20 protein-coding genes are annotated in these 21,635 nt (G+C 70.1%); 7 read left to right on the top strand and 13 right to left on the bottom strand.

Annotated elements, in window-relative coordinates; genetic code table 11:
- Nucleotides 1-603: 603 nt before the first annotated feature.
- The 9 genes from ACIA5H_RS02110 to ACIA5H_RS02150 all read right to left on the bottom strand — a co-directional run bounded on the left by ACIA5H_RS02110 (nucleotide 604) and on the right by ACIA5H_RS02150 (nucleotide 10,398).
- Nucleotides 604-1,263, bottom strand: coding sequence for a histidine phosphatase family protein (locus ACIA5H_RS02110; RefSeq protein ID WP_397073247.1), 660 nt, complete (start codon nucleotides 1,261-1,263; stop codon nucleotides 604-606).
- Nucleotides 1,260-1,673, bottom strand: coding sequence for a ribosome silencing factor (rsfS, locus tag ACIA5H_RS02115; protein WP_397073249.1), 414 nt, complete (start codon nucleotides 1,671-1,673; stop codon nucleotides 1,260-1,262). Before rsfS ends, ACIA5H_RS02110 begins: the two co-directional genes overlap by 4 nt.
- 94 nt (nucleotides 1,674-1,767) lie before the next feature.
- Complete coding sequence (gene nadD, locus ACIA5H_RS02120; protein ID WP_355072347.1) at nucleotides 1,768-2,409, bottom strand: nicotinate-nucleotide adenylyltransferase; 642 nt, start codon at nucleotides 2,407-2,409, stop codon at nucleotides 1,768-1,770.
- 115 nt (nucleotides 2,410-2,524) lie between these two features.
- Complete coding sequence (locus ACIA5H_RS02125) at nucleotides 2,525-4,477, bottom strand: hypothetical protein (protein WP_397073251.1); 1,953 nt, start codon at nucleotides 4,475-4,477, stop codon at nucleotides 2,525-2,527.
- A gap of 2 nt (nucleotides 4,478-4,479) precedes the next feature.
- Nucleotides 4,480-6,330 carry an HSP90 family protein gene (locus ACIA5H_RS02130; RefSeq protein ID WP_397073253.1) on the bottom strand — a complete coding sequence of 617 codons (1,851 nt, stop codon included), beginning with the start codon at nucleotides 6,328-6,330 and terminating at the stop codon, nucleotides 4,480-4,482.
- 49 nt (nucleotides 6,331-6,379) lie between these two features.
- On the bottom strand, nucleotides 6,380-6,721 hold the full coding sequence (locus ACIA5H_RS02135; RefSeq protein ID WP_397073255.1) for an MmcQ/YjbR family DNA-binding protein: 342 nt from the start codon (nucleotides 6,719-6,721) through the stop codon (nucleotides 6,380-6,382).
- An 8-nt stretch (nucleotides 6,722-6,729) separates the two neighbouring features.
- On the bottom strand, nucleotides 6,730-8,157 hold the full coding sequence (locus ACIA5H_RS02140) for a VWA domain-containing protein (protein ID WP_397073257.1): 1,428 nt from the start codon (nucleotides 8,155-8,157) through the stop codon (nucleotides 6,730-6,732).
- Between the two features lie 3 nt (nucleotides 8,158-8,160).
- Entirely contained in the window at nucleotides 8,161-9,042 is an 882-nt protein-coding gene (locus ACIA5H_RS02145) for an AAA family ATPase (protein ID WP_379254664.1), read from the bottom strand.
- A 90-nt stretch (nucleotides 9,043-9,132) separates the two neighbouring features.
- Nucleotides 9,133-10,398 (bottom strand): glutamate-5-semialdehyde dehydrogenase, encoded by a 1,266-nt coding sequence (locus ACIA5H_RS02150; RefSeq protein ID WP_379254662.1) that lies wholly within the window; start codon nucleotides 10,396-10,398, stop codon nucleotides 9,133-9,135.
- Nucleotides 10,399-10,497: 99 nt separating this feature from the next.
- Between ACIA5H_RS02150 and ACIA5H_RS02155 the strand changes: the two genes are divergently transcribed.
- From ACIA5H_RS02155 to ACIA5H_RS02170, 4 genes are all read left to right on the top strand, one after another.
- Nucleotides 10,498-11,376 carry a ribokinase gene (locus ACIA5H_RS02155; protein ID WP_379254660.1) on the top strand — a complete coding sequence of 293 codons (879 nt, stop codon included), beginning with the start codon at nucleotides 10,498-10,500 and terminating at the stop codon, nucleotides 11,374-11,376.
- Nucleotides 11,377-11,428: 52 nt separating this feature from the next.
- Nucleotides 11,429-12,799 (top strand): glutamine synthetase, encoded by a 1,371-nt coding sequence (locus tag ACIA5H_RS02160; RefSeq protein WP_397073261.1) that lies wholly within the window; start codon nucleotides 11,429-11,431, stop codon nucleotides 12,797-12,799.
- A 1-nt stretch (nucleotide 12,800) separates the two neighbouring features.
- A complete protein-coding gene (locus ACIA5H_RS02165; protein ID WP_397073263.1) occupies nucleotides 12,801-13,880 on the top strand; it encodes an amidohydrolase family protein in 1,080 nt (359 codons plus the stop codon).
- A 91-nt stretch (nucleotides 13,881-13,971) separates the two neighbouring features.
- Complete coding sequence (locus ACIA5H_RS02170) at nucleotides 13,972-15,195, top strand: RtcB family protein (RefSeq protein WP_397073265.1); 1,224 nt, start codon at nucleotides 13,972-13,974, stop codon at nucleotides 15,193-15,195.
- 49 nt (nucleotides 15,196-15,244) lie between these two features.
- On the opposite strand, the gene ACIA5H_RS02175 is transcribed toward ACIA5H_RS02170, so the two are convergent.
- Entirely contained in the window at nucleotides 15,245-15,727 is a 483-nt protein-coding gene (locus ACIA5H_RS02175) for a hypothetical protein (RefSeq protein WP_397073267.1), read from the bottom strand.
- A 107-nt stretch (nucleotides 15,728-15,834) separates the two neighbouring features.
- On the opposite strand from ACIA5H_RS02175, the gene ACIA5H_RS02180 reads away from it, so the two are divergent.
- Both ACIA5H_RS02180 and ACIA5H_RS02185 read left to right on the top strand, forming a co-directional pair.
- On the top strand, nucleotides 15,835-16,761 hold the full coding sequence (locus ACIA5H_RS02180; protein ID WP_397073269.1) for an alpha/beta fold hydrolase: 927 nt from the start codon (nucleotides 15,835-15,837) through the stop codon (nucleotides 16,759-16,761).
- A 145-nt stretch (nucleotides 16,762-16,906) separates the two neighbouring features.
- Nucleotides 16,907-19,021 carry a RecQ family ATP-dependent DNA helicase gene (locus tag ACIA5H_RS02185; protein ID WP_397073271.1) on the top strand — a complete coding sequence of 705 codons (2,115 nt, stop codon included), beginning with the start codon at nucleotides 16,907-16,909 and terminating at the stop codon, nucleotides 19,019-19,021.
- A gap of 144 nt (nucleotides 19,022-19,165) precedes the next feature.
- Here the strand turns inward: ACIA5H_RS02185 and ACIA5H_RS02190 are convergent, their stop codons facing one another.
- From ACIA5H_RS02190 to ACIA5H_RS02200, 3 genes are all read right to left on the bottom strand, one after another.
- A complete protein-coding gene (locus ACIA5H_RS02190) occupies nucleotides 19,166-19,903 on the bottom strand; it encodes a contact-dependent growth inhibition system immunity protein (RefSeq protein ID WP_397073273.1) in 738 nt (245 codons plus the stop codon).
- Between the two features lie 67 nt (nucleotides 19,904-19,970).
- On the bottom strand, nucleotides 19,971-20,279 hold the full coding sequence (locus ACIA5H_RS02195) for a hypothetical protein (protein ID WP_355072321.1): 309 nt from the start codon (nucleotides 20,277-20,279) through the stop codon (nucleotides 19,971-19,973).
- Nucleotides 20,276-20,518, bottom strand: a complete 243-nt coding sequence (locus tag ACIA5H_RS02200) for a hypothetical protein (RefSeq protein WP_356966471.1) — start codon at nucleotides 20,516-20,518, stop codon at nucleotides 20,276-20,278. The genes ACIA5H_RS02195 and ACIA5H_RS02200 overlap by 4 nt, the downstream gene beginning before the upstream one ends.
- 111 nt (nucleotides 20,519-20,629) lie before the next feature.
- On the opposite strand from ACIA5H_RS02200, the gene ligD reads away from it, so the two are divergent.
- A complete protein-coding gene (ligD, locus tag ACIA5H_RS02205) occupies nucleotides 20,630-21,598 on the top strand; it encodes a non-homologous end-joining DNA ligase (RefSeq protein ID WP_379254648.1) in 969 nt (322 codons plus the stop codon).
- The last annotated feature ends 37 nt before the right edge of the window (nucleotides 21,599-21,635 follow it).

The raw sequence follows: 21,635 nt of genomic DNA on the forward strand, positions 1-21,635 counted from the left end.
ACAGGTTCGCCGAGCGCCGCAGCGGACCCATTACCCGCCGAGACAACCGGTTCGTCGAGCACCGCTGCGAACCCAGCCGCCACCGTGGCATCCGATTCGGCGATTGTGTCGGCCGCGGCCCCTTCCGTCACCGCGACCGATTTGCCGAGTCCTCCGGCGAATCCATCCGCCCGTGTGCCAACCGGTTCCGCGATCGCAGAGGCCGCGGAACCGTCCGCCGCCGGGCCAACCGGTTCGCCGAACGTTGCAGTGGACCCGTCCCCCGTCGAGGAGACCGATTCGCCGAGCGTTTCCGCCGACTCGGCAATCAGTTCCGGAGCGTCGTCCGCGGCACCGACGGGCGAGGCATCGCCGCCGCCGACGTGCACCCGCGGCTCGGCGCTGGTGACGATGTCACCGGATCCGTCGTCCTCCGAGTCGGATTCCTCTCCGGACTCGGACCCGCCGCCGGAATCGCCTGCCGCGCCGGAAGCTTCGTCGGATGTAGCCGCGGATTCGCGGGAAGCCGGTGGCGGACCGCCGAACAAAGCGTCGGGCAACTGTCGTTCGGCCTTCGCCGAGACCTTACGGAACAGTTCGTCCGGGACCGATCTGATCGGCTCTTCAGAGGACATCCGGTGCTACCTTCGCCGCTGCGTTCCACACATCCAGACGCCAACCGGGCTGTTCGATGCTCGGGCCGTGACTGCTGAGCTGCACCCAGCTGGTATTGGCCAGTCCTCCCAGGATCGGCCAGTTCTGCGGCGGCAGGTCGAGCAGCGCAGCCGTGAGGGCGGCGATCAGCCCGCCGTGCGCCACCAGGATGATAGTCCGGCCCGGCCAGTCCTGCCGCTCGACCAGCAACTCCTGCACCACCGGCAGCGACCGCGCCCCGACCTCGAGTTTGCTCTCGCCGTTGGGCGGGGTGTAGCGCGCGTCCAGCCGCCACGCCATGCGCGCGCCCGGATAGTCGGCGTCGACCTCCAGGTGGGTCAATCCCTCCCAGTCGCCGAGATTGGTCTCCCGCAACCTGACGTCGGGCACGACGGTGAGCCCGGTGTGTTCGGCCAGAGCCGTCGCGGTGTCGAAGGCACGGCGCAGATCCGAAGCGTGGATAGCGATGGCGTTGCGCGAAACCAGTTCGCGTGCCGCCTCTTTGGCCTGTCTGCGACCGAGTTCGGTGAGATCGGTGTCGATCTGGCCTTGCATGCGGTCGGTGGCGTTCCATTCGGTCTGCCCGTGGCGCAACAGGATGAGGGTGCGCACGCCGGCATGTCTGCTCACGATCGCGCCTCGTCCTCCGTCGCCGCGGCGCGCGAATTCGGCGCGGCCCCGGTGAGACCGGCGACCGGCACCACGGGGCAGTCCTTCCACAGGCGTTCCAGCGCATAGAAATTGCGCTCGTCGTTGTGCTGGATGTGCACGACGACGTCGACGTAGTCCAGCAGCGCCCAGCGGCCTTCGCGGGTGCCCTCGCGCCGGACCGGCTTGTGCCCGGCCGCGCGGAGCTTCTCCTCCACGTTGTCGACGATGGCGTTGACCTGACGCTCGTTGGGCGCGGACGCGATCACGAAGCAGTCGGTGATCACCAGCTGCTCCGACACATCGAGCACCACCACGTCGGACGCCAGCTTCTCGTCGGCGGCCAGCGCGGCGACCTGCGCGATCTCCACCGACTCGGTCGACGCGGTCATGCCTGCACCCCCCAGGCGCTCGGCGGGACGGCACTCGCGGCCGTGGGGATCGTTCGCTCGCTCATGCCCGCACCTTCGCTGCGCTCGCTCACGCTCAGCTACCTTCCGCTGCTCCGGGCACATACAGGTGCCGCTTCGATATGTACTGCACCACGCCGTCGGGGACGAGGTACCACACCGGCCGATTCTCGGCGGCGCGGCGACGGCATTCGCTCGACGAGATCGCCAGCGCGGGGACCTCGACCATGGTCACCGCATCCGGCGGGAGATCCCGCAGATGCTCCTCGAGATGATCGATGTTCAGCTCGTACCCCGGACGGCTCACCCCGACGAACTTCGCCAGTTCGAACAGTTCTGCCCAATCCTGCCATGTGAGGATGCTGGCCAGCGCGTCCGCACCGGTGATGAAGTACAGCTCGGCGCCGGGATGGGCCGACCGCATCTCCCGCAGGGTGTCGACGGTATAGGTGACCTTGCCGCGCTCGATGTCCGCACGGCTCACCGAGAACCGTGGGTTGGACGCGGTCGCGATGACGGTCATCAGGTACCGATCCTCGGCCGGGCTGACCTGCTTGTGCGATTTCTGCCAGGGCTGCCCGGTCGGGACGAAGATCACTTCGTCCAGGTCGAACCGGTGCGCGACCTCGCTGGCGGCGACCAGATGCCCGTGGTGGATGGGGTCGAACGTGCCGCCCATCACCCCGAGCTTGCGGCCGCGCCGACCTGTCTCGTGCATGACTGCCGAGCTTAACGGGTCGCTCGCGGCCCGCACGGGGCCGGTAAGCGGGGGCGGGCAGCGAACTGGGGACACCCGCCCGCACTATGCCCCGTCACACGGGCCCGGCGGCGCTTCAGGCGGTGGCGTCGCCGATCTCGCGCATCCGGGCCAGCTGCTCGCGGGTGCGCGCGAGTTCATCCGCCGCCTCGGCCGACCGGCCCGCCAGCGGTGCCAGCTCGGCGATCAGCGTCCGCATCGAGGTGAGCCCGGATTCGGGATCGGCTTCGCCGCACACGCGCAGCCAGGCCGCCGCCCGCAGGCAACGCGCCCGCTCCGCCACCGCGCCCAGCCCCGCCCACAGCCGCGCGGCGCGCTGGTAGGCGGCCACCGCCTCGTCGTCCTGCCCGCAGTACTCGAGCGCGGTGGCGGCCGACCACGCCAGCTCGGCGTGCAGCTTCGTCCGCTCCGGGTCGCGTTCGACGAGTCGTGCCGCCTCCAGGAACTGCCGCGCGGCCTCGCGGTGGCGGTTCAGTGCGTTCAGCGATCGGCCGAACTGCGCGCGCACCACCGCCAGTTCGCCGGACGGATACGGAATCACGCCGCTGAGCAGCGCCTGTTCGAACAGGGCGACGGCCTCGCCGTGGCGCTCCGCGCGATGGAACGCGCGTGCGGCGACCACGGTGTGATGCAGTACATCCGGTTCGGACAGCCCTTCCCAGCGTGCCGCGGCGCGCACCGCGGCATCGGCCAGATCGAGTTCGCGGTCCGGCTGGCTCGCGATGGCGATGACCAGCTGCGCGCCCAGCCGGGCGGCCTCCTCCCCGGCCAGCACCTGCGTACCGAGCGCCAGCGCTTCCCGCAGGTGCGCTTCCGCCTCCTCGGGCGTATCGGCGAGCCGGGCGGCACCGAGTTCGGCCAGCCTGCGGACCTCCGTCGCTCGGTCGCCGCAGAAGTCGTCGGCCGCCCGGACGCTGTCCGGCGCGCTCGCGGCGCGTGGCAGTGTGCTGCGCAAACCGAGCGGCAACCGGTCCAGTAGCGGTTCGGCCGCGAGCCGGGCGGCGGTGCGCAGGCTGACCGAGCTGTTGCCGTTACGGGCGTCGTAGCGGGCACACAACGCGCCGATCTCGACCTCCAACCGGGCGCGCACCGATTCCACCGTCCCCCCCGCCAGCGGAAGATCACCCAGCCGCAGCGCCACCAGCCTGCGCAGCAGCACGCACACGCCGGTGGCGAAGGCCAGGCGCGCGCCCGCGTCGGCTCCGGAATCGGCCAGCCAGTTCGCGTGCTCGGTGAGAATTTCCAGCCCGCGTGCCTCGTTGCCGGTCAGCGCGCAGAATTCTATGTGCGAGGCCACCGACGGACGCAGGTCCTCGGTGTGCCGGACCAGCGGATACCCGGTCAGGTGCGCGCCACGTGCCGCCGCGACGCGGCCGGTGCGCACCAGCGGGAGCAGTGCCTGCGCCAGAACGCGGTGCGGCTCCTCGGCGCAGGTCAGTTCGCCGTCCAGCACGGGCTTCCAGTGCGCGAGTGCGCCCTCGTCGTCACCCAGAGACACGCTCGTCACGCCCCATTCGCCGCGCTCGCAGGCATCGCAGTCGGACATGCTGTCGCGCGGGGCGGCCATCGCCTGTTCCAGCCACGCGGCGGCGGCCGCGGTGTCACCGGTCTCGCGAGCGAGTTCGGAGCGCAGGGCCAGCACCGGGCGCGGACTGTAGCCGCGCTGCCGGTAGCGGCTGTCCAGTTCGTCGAACCAGCGATCGATCGTGGACAGCGGCAGCGCGGGGTTGCCGACCATGCCCCAGGTCACCCATTTCAGATACCAGTGCACCGAGTGCGTCATCGAGCCCAGCTCGGCGGGGTGGTCGTCGTAGATCCGCAGCAACCTGCCGTAGGCGACGGGCACCAGATCGCGTTCGCCCGCGTAGGTGTACGACTGCGCGAGCTCCAGCAGCACCCTGCCTTCCAGCGCGCGATCCGATCCGGTTCGCGCGGCCGCGGCCAGGGTCTCCAGTCGCTCGGTGCGCGTCCGGCCGTGCGGTAGCGCGTAGACCTGCGCCAGCGCCGCGCCGATCTCGGCGGCGTCCATGCTCACTCCGTCTCTTCACCGCGGTCGGCGGCACGTTGGGTGGCCCAGCCGAGGAATTCGCCGAAGGCGCGATTGAGCAGCGCCGTGTCGGCCGCGCTCAGCGGACGGTGGGTCATCAACAGGGCCTGCCCGTAGAGCGATTCCACCGCCGTCTTCCGGAAGCCGGGATCGTCGATGCGCGACAGCCTGCGCACGATCGGGCTGTGGTGGTTGAGCACGAGCCGGGCGCGCGGTGTCGCGACTGCCAGGGCGCCGAGGATCTCGGTCCACAGGTCGTCGGCGTCCCCGGCCGTCTGCGCTCTGGCGCGTTCGTTGCGTGCGGCGCGGCCGTCGAGATAGAGCGCGGGCACCGTGACCGGATGGAAGGCGCGCACGATGACGTCGCACGACAGCGGGTCGAGCACGGATCGCGCCAGTTCGAGCACCGGGGCCAGCGCCAGTTCGTCGCCTGGGTCGACCGGGTCGAGCGCCGCGGCGATCGCGTCTACGTCCAGGTCGACCACTTCGACGCCGGGCAGCAGCCGCGGCAACCGCGCGATCAACTCCCGGTCGTAGGCGTAGCCGCCGTTGACGACGCCGATGCCCTGCGCGGCGGCCGTGGCCGCCACCTGACGGAACTCCTCGACCGTCGCCGTCACCCGGACGGTGCGGTGGTCGCGGGCGAACTCGGTGAGCGGCACGCGCCCGTCGGTGGTCTCGAAGTGCAGATGGGGCAGCATGATTCGCAGTAGTTCGACGGAATGGCTCGCCATCGCCTTCACGCCGAGTGCGTGCACGGACAGGAACGCGGCCAACCGCTGCGGCTGTTCGGCGGCGATCTCGGTGAGCCAGTCCCGGATCCGGTCTCCGAGCACCTCGCGCACGACGGCGAGCCGCTCGTCCTCGTAGAGGCCCTCCCGCGACGCGGTGGGGCGCAGCGTGTCGGTGTCGAGCACGCAGCGCACGAAGAACGCCCAATCCGGCAGCACGCCGCGCACACCGTCGCCCAGGAGCATGCCCTTCAGGTACACCCGATGCGCACTGCTGTCGGACGGGTTGCCCGGCTGGGACAGGACATAGGCCACACCGCTGACGCCTGCCGCACCGGCATCGAGCTCGATGGCGTCGAGCGGGGCGAAGCCCAGCGTCCGGTGACCGTAGTCGAGCAGGGCGGCCCTGCGCCGCTCCGCCGACGGATACGCGCGGCGCCAGACCGGAACGCCTTCGGTGACCGTCGTCACAGCACCGTCCGACTCCACCGTCACCTCGTAGGGCAGCAGCGACCCGAATTCGCGTGCCAGGTCGGTCACCCGCTGCGGCCGGAACCACTCCCCGGCTCCGCCGCGCGGGGTGAGCCACACCGTCGTGCCCGGTTCCGCGTACTCGCCTCGATCGAGTGAGCGCACCGAGTAGGTGCCGTCGGCGCGGGCCAGCCACTCGACCGGCGAGGCGGTCGGGTCGGCGGCCGATCGGGTGACGACCCGGATGGTCTCCGCGACCGTGAAACAGGCCAGCAGCCCGATCCCGAACTGTCCGAGGAACTCCCGTCGTGCGCCTTCGATGTCGTCGCGCTTGGACGAGCGGCCGATGGTGGCGAGGAACCGGTGCACCTCGGCCTCGGTCAGGCCGACACCGGGATCGCTGATCCGCAGCCCGGACTCGTCCACGGAGAGCCGAATTCCGGTGGGAGCCAGCGGATCGAGCCGAACACGTGCGGTGACCGCGTCGACGGCGTTCTGCAACAGCTCGCGCAGATAGACCCGCGGACTCGAATAGAGGTGATGAGAGAGCAGATCGACTATCCCGCGCAAATCGACCTGAAACGAATAGTTGTTGTGCACCGCCGCCGGATCGTCCGGCGTTCTGTTCCCCATGGCCGCCGATCTTGTCGGCGCAAGCCAAAGATCCCCTTAACGAACCCTTTCAGGCGGTCGGGCGCTTACTCTTCGGCAGCTTGCGCACGACGGCCTCGTAGGAGAGATCGACCAGCTCGTAGAGTTCGTTATCCGAGACCGCGCCGCCGAACTGGATGACGTTCCAGCCGTACCGCCCGATATAGGCCGACGACGCCACGTCCCCCGGGTACACCCGGACCAGTTCGTCGGCCTCCTCGCGGGTCCGCCCGCATTTGAGGCCGACCGATGTCGCGCCGAGGAAGGCGAAGATCTTGTCGCCGACCTTGGCGACGACGTCGCCCTCCCACGGTTCGTCCTGCCAGGCGCCGGGCTTGGCCAGGCAATAGCTCAGCAGCGCGGCGTCGTCCATGCCGTCTCCTACACCGGTAGCAGCCGCGAAACCACCGCGGTGAGCTGTTTGGCCGAACGACATTCGTGCATCTCGATCACGTCGCGGTACTTGTCCGCCGCGGAATCGCCGGAACCCCATTGGTTGCGCGGTTCGGGATTGAGCCAGTGCGCGTGCTTGGCCACCTCGACCAGCGACCGCAGGGTGTTCAGCTCCGGGTCACGGTAGTTCGTGCGGGCGTCGCCGAGGATCAGCAGCGAGCTGCGGCTGGTGACGGCGTCCGGGAAGTCCCTGGCGAACCCGGCCAGCGCGTTGCCGTAGTCGGAGTGCCCGTCCAGGCCGACGACGTTCGCCTCACCGAAGATCCGGGTCATCGACCGGTCCAGCTGGGTGTGCGGATCGAAGAACCGGGTCACCTCGTCGATCTGGTCGACGAACGCGAAGATGCGCACCCGGGAGAACTGTTCGCGCAGCGCGCTCACCAGCAGCAGCGTGAAGTTGCTGAAGCCGGCCACCGAGCCCGAGACATCGCACAGCAGAACCAGTTCGGGGCGGCCCGGTCGCGGCTTGCGGTTCACCAGGTCGATGGGCACGCCGCCCGTGGACATGGACGCGCGCAGAGTGCGGCGAAGGTCGATGGCTCCGCGGTGGGCGTGCCTGCGACGCGCGGCCAGACGCGAAGCCAGGATGCGGGCCAACCGCTGGGTACTGCGCTTGAGTTCGGAGAGTTCGGCCTCGGAGGCGCGCAGGAAGTCGACCTCCTCGGCTTGCCGGGCGACGCCGTAGCTCGCCACGCGTTCGCGGCCGATCCGTTCGGCGACCCGCCGCCTGGTCTCGGCCTCGACCGTCGCGCGGAAGCCCGCGATGCGCTGCCGGGCGGCGCGACGGGCGATCTCGGAGTCGAACTCGCTCGTGTCCGGCCCGAGGGCCATGCCCGCGAGGATCTTCGCCAGCAACGTCTGCGGCTGCACCTCTTTCAGCGCCTGGTACGACGAGAAAGACGGACCGCGGGCGGACTGGTACTGGCCGAGTTGCTCGACCAACTGCGCGGCCAGCGCCTCCAGTTGCGGGGTCGCCGACTCCTGCGCCAGCAACTCCGCGAGCAGTTCGCGCAGCGCCGGGATGTCCACGTCTCCCGAGGGCGTGTGCGGGATCTCCAGCTCGTCCTGGCTCGCGGCGCGCTGCCCGACGGCGACGGGGAACCACAGGTCGAACAGCCCGTCGAAGGTCGCGCGGTGGGTGGTGCGCCGCAACAACGCGCACGCCAGCCCCTCCCGCAGGACCTCACGGTCCATCAGGTCGAGCACGGTCACCACGCGGCCCGCGTCCACCGTCTCCGACGGTCCGACCGGTATCCCGCGCGCCCGTAGCGCCTCCACGAAGCCGACCAGATGTCCCGGGATACCGTGTGGCGCGCTCAGTGCCGCGACATCGGCGGGGACCGGACCGGTCGCCATGGCTCAGGCCAGCTTCAGTTCGGCCAGCGCGCGCTGGTGGTCGCTCTGGTGTTTGAGGACCACACCGAGCGTCGCTCGGACGGTGGTGTCGTCCAGATCACGCAGGCCGAGCGCCAGCAGCGTGCGACCCCAGTCGATCGATTCCGCGACCGAGGGCAGCTTCTTCAACTGCATGCCGCGCAGCACGTGCACGATCCGCACCAGCTGCGCGGCGACGGCCGCCGACAGTTCGGGCACCCGGCTGGCCAGGATGCGCCGCTCCAGCTCCTCGTCCGGGAAATCCAGATGCAGGTACAGGCAGCGACGCTTGAGCGCCTCGGACAGCTCGCGGGTGGCGTTCGAGGTGAGCACCACGAACGGTTTGCGGCTGGCGGTGATCGTGCCCAGTTCCGGTACCGTCACCGCGAAGTCGCTGAGCACCTCGAGCAGCAGGCCCTCGATCTCGACGTCGGCCTTGTCGGTCTCGTCGATCAGCAGCACCGTGGGATCGGTGCGCCGGATCGCGGTCAGCAGCGGGCGCGAGAGCAGGAACTCCTCGGTGAAGACGTCGGCCTTCGTCTCTTCCCAGTCGTTCTCGCTGGAGGCCTGGATACGCAGGATCTGCTTGGCGTGGTTCCACTCGTACAGCGCGCGGGCCTCGTCGACGCCCTCGTAGCACTGCAATCGCACCAGCTCGGCGCCCGAGGTCTGCGCGACCGCGCGCGCCAGCTCGGTCTTGCCGACACCCGCCGGTCCTTCGATCAGCAACGGCTTGCCCAACCGATCGGCGAGAAACACCGAGGTGGCGGTGGCCTTGTCCGCCAGGTAGCCCGTGCTGGCCAACCGTTCGATCACGTCGTCCACCGACGTGAAGATCGGCTCCTGTACTGCGCTCTGCGACACCACCCGGCACCTTCCTTCCGAACCGTCCCCCACGCTACGGCAGCGCGTCGCCGATGCCGACTCGGCATCGGCCGTGGCCGCCGCGCACGCGGGTCAGACGGGCCGGATCTGTCCTTCGCCCCAGACGATCCACTTCGTGGAGGTCAGCTCCGGCAGCGCCATCGGGCCGCGAGCGTGCAACTTCTGGGTGGAGATGCCGATCTCGGCGCCGAAGCCGAACTGCTCGCCGTCGGTGAACGCGGTGGAGGCGTTCACCATCACGGCGGCGGCGTCGACCCGGCTGGTGAACTCGCGGGCCGCGGCGAGGTCGCCGGTGACGATGGCCTCGGTGTGGCCGGTGCCCCAGGTGTTGATGTGCTCCACCGCCGCGTCCAGGCCGTCGACCACTTTGAGCGCGATGTCCAGGGTGAGGTATTCCTCGCCCCAGTCGGCCTCGGTGGCCGGAACCTGGCCGGGCAGGTCGCCGTGGATGGTGACGCCGGAACGCTCCAGCGCTTCGGTGAGCCGGGGCAGCGCCGTGTCCGCGATCCCGGCGTCGATCAGCACGGTCTCGGCGGCGTTGCACACGCTGGGACGGCGGGTCTTGGCGTTGATCAGGATCCGCTCGGCCATGTCCAGGTCGGCGGCGGCGTGCACGTAGACGTGGCAGTTGCCGGTACCGGTCTCGATGGTCGGCACCTGCGCGTCACGCACGACGGCGTTGATCAACCCGGCGCCGCCGCGCGGAATGACCACGTCGACCAGGCCGCGGGCCTGGATCAGATGCGTGACGCTGGAACGGTCCTCGCTCGGCAGCAACTGCACGGCGTCGGCCGGGATGTCTTGCGCGGCAAGCGATTCGCGCAGCACCGCGACGAGCGCGGCATTGGAGCGGGCCGCCGAGGACGAGCCGCGCAGCAGGGCGGCGTTACCGGACTTGAGCGCGAGCCCGAACGCGTCGACGGTGACGTTCGGCCTGGCCTCGTACACCATGCCGACCACGCCGAGCGGCACTCGCACCTGCCGGATCTCCAAGCCGTTCGGCAGCGTCGAGCCGCGCACCACCACACCCACCGGATCGGGCAGTCCCGCCACCTGACGCAACCCGGAGGCGATGCCGTCGATGCGGGGCTTGGTCAGCCGCAGCCGGTCCAGCAGTGACTCCTCGGTGCCCGCGGCCCGCGCCGCGGCGATGTCCTCGGCATTGGCGGCCAGCACCCGATCGGCGGCGGCCAGCAGCGCGTCGGCGGCGGCGTGCAGGGCGTCGTTCTTCCGCGCCGTCGTCAACTGGGCGAGGGCTCGCGACGCGACCCTGGCCTTGCGCGCGGCCTCGTGTACCACCTCGCGAACATCAGGCTGGGTGGTCGTTCCTACCGTCATGGGTACAGCCTACGCACCGGTTACACCGCCGATCCCACCCGCCGCGACGCGGGCGCGGTCACGTGCGCGACCCGGGCCGGGCGACTACCGTCCGGCGATATGACGGTCGAATCGGACGCTCCCGCGATCGTGGTGCTCGGCAGCGTCAACATGGACCTGATCACTACGACCGCACGCAGGCCGGTCCCCGGTGAGACGGTCCTCGGCAACGGCTTCGCCATGGTGCCCGGCGGGAAAGGCGCGAATCAGGCGATCGCTGCGCGGCGGGCGGGCGGCGAGGTCCGCTTCCTCGGGGCGGTCGGCGACGACGTCTTCGCCGGTGAACTGCGCGCGGCGCTCACGAACGCCGCGGTGTTCACCGACCGGCTGCGCACGGTCGCCGGGCCGAGCGGCATCGCCACGATCGTGGTGGACGACGACGGCGAGAACAGCATCATCGTCGTCGGAGGCGCCAACACGCGGATGACCGAGCTGACCGAGGACGACCTGGCGGCGATCGCGGCCGCCGATATCTTGTTGTGCCAGCTGGAGATTCCGGTCGAAACGATCGCCGCCGCGGCCCGCCACGCCCGCGCGCACGACACCACCGTGCTGGTGAACCCCTCGCCCGCCCGTCCGCTGCCGACCGATCTCTGGACGAATATCGATGTCGCCGTGGTGAATTCCGGCGAGGCCGAGCAACTGGGCGCGGACCTGGACACCGTCGCGCACGTGGTCGTCACCCGCGGGGCGGCGGGCGCGGACTATCGCGGACCGGACGGCGCCCGCCTGTCCCGGCCCAGCCCGCGGGTCGAAGTCGTCGACACCACCGGCGCGGGCGACGCCTTCACCGGTGCGCTGGCCGCAGCCTGGCATCGGGGGCCGGAATGGGCGCTGACCTGGGCTTGCGCGGCCGGGGCGCTGGCGACGACCCGGTTGGGCGCGAGCAGTTCGATCCCGGCCCGCGAGGAGATCACCGCAGCCCTCGCCGCGGAGTGACGACTCGCGCCGCGGCGGCTCCCGCTGCGCCCGAGCCGATATCGTGATGGGCATGGCCACCACGCCGGATCGCATCCCCGCCGAGGGCGACACCGCGCCGATCGAGCGGCTGGACGCGGCCATGGTCGCGCTGAGCTTCGTGGACAACGCGGGCATCACGCGCGTGAAAACCGTCCCCAGCCAGCGGCTGGACCGAGCGTCCCGGTACGGCGTCGGAGTATCGCCGTGCTTCGAGACCTTCGCCTTCGACGACCTGATGGCGATCGGGCGCTATCTCGGCGGGCCCGACGGCGATCTGCGACTCGTCCCCGATCTGAGCATGCTCACCGAACTGGCCTGCCAGCCCGGCTGGGCGTGGGCGCCCACGGACAAATACACCCAGGACGGCACCCGCTTCGCCGCTTGCCAGCGCCACTTCGCGGCACGCCAGACGGCTGCGGCGCAGGCCGCCGGACTGCGGTTGTCCATGGCGTTCGAGACCGAATGGGCGGTGGGCCGCGCCGACGACACCGACGACTTCACACCCGCGATCCACGGCCCCGCCTACGGACTGGTGCGGCTCGGGCAGGTGGCCGACTACGCCGCCGACCTGGTCGCCGCGCTCGAGCGCCAAGGCGTCACCGTCGCCCAGTTCCATCCCGAATACGCGCTCGCGCAACTGGAGTTGTCGGTCGAACCGTCCGAGCCGGTCACCGCCGCCGACGAGGCCGTGCTGGTCCGGCACACGATCCGGCAGGTGAGCGCGCGGCACGGCCGTCGCGCGCTGCTCGCCCCGTGCATCGAACCGGGCGGCGCCGGTTCCGGAGCGCACCTGCACCTGTCGGTGACCGACGAGGACGGACCGCTGTTCGCGGGCGGCGACGGCCCGCACGGCATGCGGCGGACCGGCGAGGCGTTCCTGGCGGGAGTGCTGCGCGAACTGCCCGCGCTGGTCGCGGTCGGCGCGGGCAATCCGGCGAGCTTCCTGCGGTCGGAGCCGTCGCGCTGGGCGGGAGTCTGGCAGTGCTGGGGCCACGAGACGAGAGAGGCCGCGCTGCGGTTCGTCACCGGGGTGCGCGGCACCGAGGCGTGGGCGGCCAACGCCGAGATCAAATGTTTCGACGCGACCGGCAATCCGTACCTGATCGTCGGGTCGGTGATCGCCGCCGGGCTCGCCGGTGTCGCCGAACAGTTGCGCCTTCCGGTCGAAATCACCGGTGATCCAGCGACTTTCGACGCCGAGGCACGCATGGTATCGAATGTGCGCCGCCTGCCGACCACCCCGTCCGAAGCCGCCGATCACCTCGCCGCGTCCACGGTGCTCGCCGACGCCATGGGCGTCGAATTACACGACGCGCTGCTCACCGTGCGCCGCGCGGAGGCCGAGCGGTACGCCGCCGCGAGCGCCGAAGAGCTGGTCGCCCTGACCCGCTGGCGGTTCTGACATGCTCACCGACGGTGTCCGGCTCACCGACCACCACTGCCACGGGGTGTACACCGAGAACCTGGATCGGCCCGGTTTCGAGCGCTTGCTCGGGGAAGGCGCGCACTGCAGTTTCGATTCCGCGATCGGGCTCGCCGTGCGCCGCTGGTGTGCCCCCGCGCTCGATCTGCCCGCCCACGTCGGCCCGGACGTCTACCTGCGTCATCGCGCCCGGCTCGGCGCGCGCGAGGTGTCCGCCCGGCTGCTGCGCGCCACCGGGGTGACCCGATGGTTTCTGGACACCGGAATCGGTGGTGGAACAGCGGATTTCATCGAGCTGGCCGGCGGGGAGGTGCGTGAGGTGGTGCGGCTGGAGCAAGTGGCCGAGCAAGTCGTCGCGCAGGTCGGCGCGGTGTCCGGGGTGTACGAGCGGATCGAGGAGGAGCTGCGCGCTCGGGCGGTCGGCGCCGTCGGGTTGAAGACGATCGTGGCGTACCGGTGCGGTCTGGACTTCCCGCCGCGGGATCACCCGCCGACCAGTTTCGCGCCCGAGCACCGGCTCACCGATCCGGACGTCCTCGGCTGGCTGGTCGGCCTCGGCGCGCGCATCGGCGCCGAACTCGGTCTTCCGCTGCAATTCCACACCGGATTCGGTGACCCGGACCTGCGCCTGCGGCACGGCGACCCGCTGCTGCTCACCGACTTCCTGCGCCGGACCGCGGGCACCGGGCTGTCGGTGATGCTGCTGCACTGCTGGCCCTTCCACCGCCATGCCGCCTACCTCGCGCACGTCTTCGAGCACGTCCATCTGGATCTGGGCCTGACCATCCCTTATGTGGGACAGCGGGCCGGGGCCGTGCTGGCCGAGACGCTGGAGCTGGCTCCGTTCCGGGCGCTGTGTTACTCCTCCGACGGCTACGGGCTCCCAGAGCTGCACTACCTGGGCGCCCTGCTCTGGCGGCGCGGTCTCGGCAAGCTCGTCGACGAGTGGCTCGCCGACGACGCGATCACCACCGCCGACGCCGAAGCCCTGGTCAGCGCCATCGCCCACGGGAACGCCGAGCGCGTCTATCGCGCACGGTTCGAGCAAGCGGCCGGCTGACCGCCACCATTCCGGGCGGTCGAATATTCGAGTGCGCCGGGTGTCCTCGGTACCTACCGTTGATGGCATAACCAACGGAAGGATCGACACCATGTTTCCCGTCGAGCTGCGCGGCACCAAGGCGCAGACGCTGATGTGGGCCGACGAGCACGAGGTCGAGCAGGCCGCGCTCCAGCAGCTGCGCAACATCGCCGCGCTGAAATGGGTCCACGGCGTCCGCGTGATGCCGGACGTGCACCTCGGCAAGGGGGCCACGGTCGGCTCCGTGATCGCGATGAAGGACGCGGTGGCCCCCGCCGCGGTCGGCGTGGACATCGGGTGCGGCATGGAGAGCGTGCGCACCGACCTCACCGCGGCGGATCTGCCCGACAACCTGCGTTCGCTGCGGTCGCGCATCGAGGCGGCGGTGCCGGTCGGCTTCCAGGCGCATCACGACGCCGTCGACGTCACCCGGCTCGGCGGCCAGGTCGCGGGCCTCGGCGCGAGCACGGCGACGCTGCGCGCGGGCTGGGACCGGTTCTGGGGTTCGTTCGGCGCGCTGGACAGCCGGGTTCAGGCACGAGAGTCCAAGGCGCACAAGCAGATGGGCACGCTCGGCGGTGGCAACCACTTCATCGAGGTCTGCCTGGACCAGGACGACCGGGTGTGGATCCTGTTGCACTCCGGCAGCCGCAACATCGGCAAGGAACTCGCCGAGCGGCACATCTCGATCGCGCGCACGCTGCCGCACAACGTCGATCTGCCCGACCGCGACCTGGCGGTCTTCGTCTCCGGCACGCCGGAGATGCGGGCGTACCGGCGCGACCTCACCTGGGCGCAGGAGTACGCGGCGCGCAACCGCGCGGTGATGCTCGCCCTGGTCTGCCGTGCGGTCGCCGCCGAATTCGCCGATCGCGGAGTGCGTTTCGAGCAGCCCATAAGCTGTCACCACAATTATGTGGCGGAGGAGATCGTCGACGGCGTGCCCATGCTGGTGACCCGCAAGGGGGCCGTGCGCGCGGGGGAAGGCGATCTCGCGCTGATCCCCGGCTCGATGGGTACCCGCTCGTATGTCGTACGCGGCAAGGGGAATCCGGCTTCTTTCCAGTCCGCCTCGCACGGCGCGGGACGGCGGATGAGCCGCAACGCGGCCAAGAGGCAGTTCACCGTGGCCGACCTCATCGCCCAGACCGAGGGCGTCGAGTCGCGCAAGGATGCGGGCGTGGTGGACGAGATCCCGGCCGCGTACAAGGACATCGACGAGGTCATCGAGGCACAACGGGACCTGGTCGACGTGGTCGCGACGCTGCACCAGGTGCTCTGCGTCAAGGGCTGAACGTCGGCTGCGCGCGGGGCGGACCGACTCGCCCGGCGTGCGGCCGCGGTCAGCGCCGCCGCAAGGTGGCGGCGAGCCCGGCTCCGATGAGCAACAGGCCGAGCACCAGCCCCCATCCGTTCAGCACCCAGTTGTAGAGGGCCAGGCGCCATTCCTCCGACAGCCCCGGCGTCTGCTCGATCAGACGCCAGAGGTCGTGAGGGAAGAACAACTGCACCGCGCCCGGCAGCAGACCCCACACCAGGCCCGCTGTCACAGTGCCGACGGGTGAGTACGCGGCCAGCAGCGCCACCAGGAACAACAGCAACGCACCACCGATCATCTGGGCGTTCGAGCTCCAGCGGTCGCCCTCGTCCCCGAGGATCACCCACTGCCGGGTGCCGAGCCCGCCATGAGCGGCCAGGCCGATCCCGATCGGCGTCACCGACAAGCCGACGAGCGTGCCCGTCACAGTGCGCCAGACGTTGTTGCTGGTCCGGAACTCGGCGCCCGGCGGAGCCCACCCCGCGGGCGGCTGAATGTGGCTCGACACCACTGCCTCCTCCCCGGTCCCCGCACCGGGGATTCAGGGCTTCATTGTCCATCGCCGGGAGCTGTTTCGCTCTGGATGTCTCGGCGGCGTACTGGATACCATCGGATATGCCCTGGCGGCCCTCGTTCTTCTCACCCGCTCCTGCGGACGCGGCGGCCGGCCCGCCGGAGATCCCCGGCGTGCGGCGTTCCTATGTCACCGCTCGCGGGGTGCGTTTCCACGTCACCGAGGCGGGGCCGGCGGATGGCCGCCCCGTGTTGGCCTTGCACGGCTGGCCCGAACATCATTACGCCTATCGTCACCTGCTCGCCGACCCGCCGGACGGACTGCGGATCATCGCGCCCGACCTACCCGGCTACGGCTGGTCCGGTCCCGCGCCGCACCGGTGGGCCAAGGACGACGTCGCCTCCGACCTGCTCGCATTGCTGGACGCGCTCGGCCTGAAGCGCGTGCTGCTGGTCGGCCACGACTGGGGCGGTTACATCGCCCACCTGCTCGTGCTGCGCGAGCCGGAGCGATTCGACGCGCTGCTGGCGCTCAACATCGCCCACCCGTGGCAGACACCGCGCACTTTCCTCCCGCACGCGTGGCGGTTCCTGCTCTATCAACCCGCCGTCGCGGCGTTCGGCATCTACCTGCACCAGCGCACCCGCTTCCTGGACCTCGTCTTCGCCGGCGCCGTACGCGATCGCGAGAAGTTCGGACCCGAGGCGATTCGCGTCTACGCGGACCGTTTCCGCGACCCCGTCTGTGCCCGCACGGCGACCGACACCTACCGCACTTTCCTGCTGCGCGAAGTTCCGCGCTCGGCCGGACACGGCGAACGACGTCGAGCGAAGATTCCGATCCGCACCCTGTTCGGAGTCGAGGACGCGGCGGTCCATCCTTCGCTCGCCGCCGAGGAGACCGCGCGCGCCGACGACTACCGCCTGGAACCGGTGCGGGGCTGCGGCCACTTCATTCTCGAGGAACGTCCGGATCTGGTCCGTGCCCGGCTGGCCGAGTTGGCGGCCGCTACCGCGCGATCCGCCTGATCACGGCCGTCGTCGCGGCCTCACGCCGAGGATGCGCACCCGCCACGGCGAGATCGTGTGGCCGGAAGGCGCCGCGCGCGGCTGACCGATCGCCACACCGGCGCCCCGACGCCGCCTGTCGGTGGCGTCGGGCACGATGGACCGCATGACCACGGCCACCGACGCGTCTCCGATCGACCTCTCGGCCCCCGACCTGCGCGAGCACGCCGAACAGCTGCTGCGCGAGCTGGCCGGGGCGGGCGCCGCGCTGCGGGAGGATCAGTGGACCGCGATCGAAGCGCTCGTCGTACGGCGGCGCAGGGCGCTGGTCGTGCAGCGCACCGGCTGGGGCAAGTCGGCGGTGTACTTCATCGCCGCCAAGCTGCTGCGCAGGGCCGGGCGCGGGCCCACGGTGATCGTGTCGCCGCTGCTCGCGCTGATGCGCAACCAGGTCGCGGCGGCACAGCGCGCGGGAGTGGTCGCCGCGACCATCAACTCGGGCAATGTCACCGAGTGGGACGAGATCCACGCACAGGTCGCCGCCGGTGCGGTCGACGTGCTGCTGGTCAGCCCGGAGCGATTGAACAACCCGGATTTCCGGGATCAGGTGTTGCCCCGGCTCGCGGCCGACGCCGGGCTGGTGGTGATCGATGAAGCGCACTGCGTGTCGGACTGGGGCCACGACTTCCGGCCGGACTACCGGCGCATCCGGACGCTGATCGCCGACCTGGGCTCGGACGTCCCGGTGCTCGCCACCACCGCGACGGCCAACGACCGGGTGGTCACCGATGTCGCCACCCAGATCGGCACCGACACCCTGGTGCTGCGCGGCACGCTGGATCGCGAGTCGCTGCACCTGTCGGTGGTTCGCTTCGACGATGCCGTGGAGCGCACCGCCTGGCTCGGCGGGCACCTCGACCGGCTGCCCGGCTCCGGCATCGTCTACACGCTCACCGTCGCCGCCGCGCACGATCTGGCCGACGTGCTGAACTCACACGGCCACACCGTCGCCGCCTATACGGGCCAGACCGACCCGACCGAACGCGAGGCGCTCGAAGCGGCGCTGCTGAACAACGAGGTGAAGGCGCTCATAGCCACCTCCGCGCTCGGCATGGGCTTCGACAAGCCCGATCTGGGATTCGTGGTGCACATCGGTGCGCCGTCCTCGCCCATCGCCTACTACCAGCAAGTGGGACGCGCGGGGCGCGGCACCGACCGGGCCGAGGTGATCCTGCTTCCCGGCCCCGAGGACGCGCGGATCTGGAGCTACTTCGCCTCCGTCGCCTTTCCCCGCGAGCACATCGTGCGTGCCGTTCTCGATGCGCTGGACTCCGACCGGGCGTTGTCCACCGCGGCGTTGGAACCGCTGGTGGAGTTGAACCGCTCCCGGCTGGAGATGGTGTTGAAGGTGCTCGACGTGGACGGCGCGGTGCGCCGCGTGCGCGGCGGCTGGATCGCCACGGGCCGGCCGTGGACCTATGACACCGAACGGTACGAGCGCCTGTCCATCGCCCGCGAGGCCGAGCAGCAGGCCATGATCGACTATCAATCGACCGCCGGTTGCCGCATGGAATTCCTGCGCCGCCAGCTCGACGACCCGGGTTTGTCCACGGATTCGCCCGGCTGCGGCCGCTGCGACAACTGCACCGGCCACCGCCCCGACCGCACTGTCGCCGCCGACGCGGTGGCCGCGACCAAGGCCCGGCTCGATCGTCCCGGCCTCGATCTCGCGCCGCGCAAGCAGTGGCCCACTGGTATGGCCAAGCTGGGAATCCCTTTGTCCGGCAAGATCTCCGGCGGAGCCGAGACCGGTCGTGTTCTCGGCAGGCTGACCGACCTCGGCTGGGGGCAGCGACTGCGCACGCTGCTCGACGGCCCGGACGACCCGGTTCCCGACGCGGTCTTCGACGCCTGCGTCGCCGTTCTGCGCGAGTGGGATTGGGCCGCCCGCCCGACCTCGGTGCTCGCCCTGGAATCGCCACGCCACCCCGTGCTCACCGCCACCCTCGCCGCCCGCCTCGCCGAAGTCGGCCGCCTGCACGACCTCGGCACGCTGCGCACCCGCCCGGACCGACCGCCCGTCTCGGCGGCGAACTCCGCGCATCGCGTCGCCGGACTCTTCGATTCCTGGGAGATCCCCGACCTGACCCGAGTACCGGGTCCGATCTTGCTGGTGGACGCCATCACCGACACCGGCTGGACCTTCACCGTCGCCGCCCACTCCCTCCGAGCAGCCGGCGCCGCCGCCATCCTCCCCTTCGCCTTGGCCACACCGACATAACGACGACACCCAGCGAACGCGTGCGGGTCTCCTGACCCACGAAGAAGCCGCACGCCGTCGAACACGCTCCACCGGCATCCATCGGGCACGCCCGCAACGCGGTTCGTAAGCGTCGCTCGCTGAACGTCCAACGGGCCGTAGCGGCTAGTTGTTGCCGGGCAGATCGATCAGGAAATCTGTGATGCGGTTCCAGATCTCTTCGTGCGGTGCACCGTGTTCGGTCAAATCACCCAGGTCACGGACCTTGTCGATGACGATTCGTATGCGAGTGACCGCGACCGGGTCCCGCCGCCAATGTTCCTGGCCGACTCGCAGCGTCGCGACCAGCAGGTCACCAGGAAAAAGATCGCCTCCGGCCAGCGGATTCCATTGCAACTGGTGTAACACACGCGGCAGTAGGACATCGACGCCTTCGTTCTGCTGCAGAAGACAACGAACTTCCTCGTCGGTCAGACGCCCGATCGGCTTGCGCCGCAACTCATGCGCAGTACGCGTCAGACCGCTCGCATCCGCAGGCAAGGTGGGCCACACGTCGTCCTCGAGCTGCTCCAACGACAGATCCTCATCAGCGTCCGCGCATACCGTCCATCTCCCGGTTTCGTACCGGAAAAAGAGAGTAGCGACGTTGTCCGGTGAATGAATGATTCGCGCGAAGGCGACATCTCCGAAGAGGCGGATGCCCGAAACCTCGAAGGTAAGCTCACCGATCGGCTCACCAGTAGGGTCGTCATAGTCGGGATCGGGCACATTGTCCAAGAACTGCTCGGCTTCCTCGGCGCACATCAAGGCGGCCATCTCACGAGGGCTCCCTCGCTCCACCGCCACCCAGAACTCGTTGATCAGCCTCAAGATCAGCGACTCGTCGTCACCCGAAGACCTCATCCCGGCATCCTGCCCGCACCGACGTCTCCGTGCCCACGAAAACGTCGCGACGAAGTCGCGGCCGAAGTCACAGACTCAACGTCGCCCGCAAGCGCGCGTCCAGGGATTCCGTTTCCTCCAAGGAGAGCACGCCGAGGTGTTCGGTGAGCCAGGGCCGGTAGGCGCGGTGCAGTTTGAGGGTGTCGGCCCAGCCGTGCTCGGTGTGGGTGGCCAGCACGTGGCCCGGGTCGGCGTCGCGCAGTGGAACGACTTGCAACCAGCGATAGCGCGAAGTGATCACCGCCGAATCGGACACCAGCACCACTGTCATGCGCCGCGGGAAGGGGGTGCCGTCGCTGAGGGTCGGGGCGTAGCGCCAGACCTCACCGCGTCTCATGCGGCGCCGTCGGCGTCGTCGTCGGCGGCGGCCTGGGTGATCGCCACGTCGTCGTAGGCGGCGGCCAGTTCGGCTTCCTCGTCGATGGTCAGCGCGGTGAGGCTGTCGTGCACGAGCGTGGTGCGCAGCGCGGCGTTGATCACCGCCGACAGGCTGCGGTTCTGGCGATCGGCGGCCGCTCTGGCCCACTCGGCCACCTGTGGATCCAGCGTGACGGTCACGCGCGTCGCCTTGCTCATACCCGTATGCATACCAGAGCGGTGCAGCGCCGCGGACCGGTACGGGACATCCGTCGCGGCGGCGCGCGATCGTGCGCGGATTTCCTTCGGCTCGGCCACTACAGTCGACCCGTGGCCAGCAAATCCACCGGGTCGGCGATCGAGCTAGAGGTCGGCGATCACACGCTCAAAGTCTCCAACCCCGACCGCGTCTACTTCCCGGAGTCCGGCGCGACCAAGCTCGACTTGGTGCGGTACTACCTGAGCGTCGGGGACGGCATCGTCAACGCGTTGCGCGGCAGGCCCTGCATGCTGCACCGGTTCCCCAAAGGACTCGCGGGCGAAAAGGTGCATCAGAAGCGGCTTCCCGCGGGCGCGCCGGAGTGGATTCCGACTGTGCGGGTGTACTTCCCGCGCTATGGACGGCACGCCGACGAGTTGTGCGTCGAGAAGCTCGCCGACGTCATCTGGGCGGTGCAGATGTCGACCGTCGAGTTCCATCCGTGGAATTCCCGCGCCGCCGATACCGAGCGTCCGGACGAGTGGCGCATCGACCTCGACCCGATGCCGGACTGCCCGTGGTCGCGGGTGCAGCGGGTCGCGACGGTGGTGCAAGAGATCCTCGACGAGATCGGCGCCGTCGGATGGCCGAAGACCTCCGGCGGCAAAGGCCTGCACGTGTACGTCCGGATCGCGCCGCACTGGGGTTTCCAGGAGGTGCGCCGGGCGGCGCTGGCGTTCGCCCGCGAGGTCGAGCGCCGCGCACCCGATGACGTGACCACCACGTGGTGGCGGCGCGATCGCGACCCGAAGCTGCTGTTCGTCGACTACAACCAGAACGCGCGCGATCACACCATCGCCGCCGCCTACTCGGTGCGCGGCGTCCCCGCCGCGACGGTCTCCACCCCGGTACGCTGGGACGAGATTCCCGACATCGATCCGCGCGACTTCACCATGTCCTCCGTCCCCGCTCGCTTCGCCGAACTCGGCGATCTGCACGCGGGCATGGATGACGCGGTGTTCCACCTGGATCCTCTCCTGGAGTGGGCCGAGCGGGACAAGGTGGACGTGGAGCTCGACGACGAGCAGAGCGAGGCCTAGCGCCGCGCCCGGCGGTGCTACGGTCGCAAGGTCCACC

Source organism: Nocardia sp. NPDC051900, from assembly GCF_044452545.1.
GTDB lineage: Bacteria > Actinomycetota > Actinomycetes > Mycobacteriales > Mycobacteriaceae > Nocardia > Nocardia sichangensis.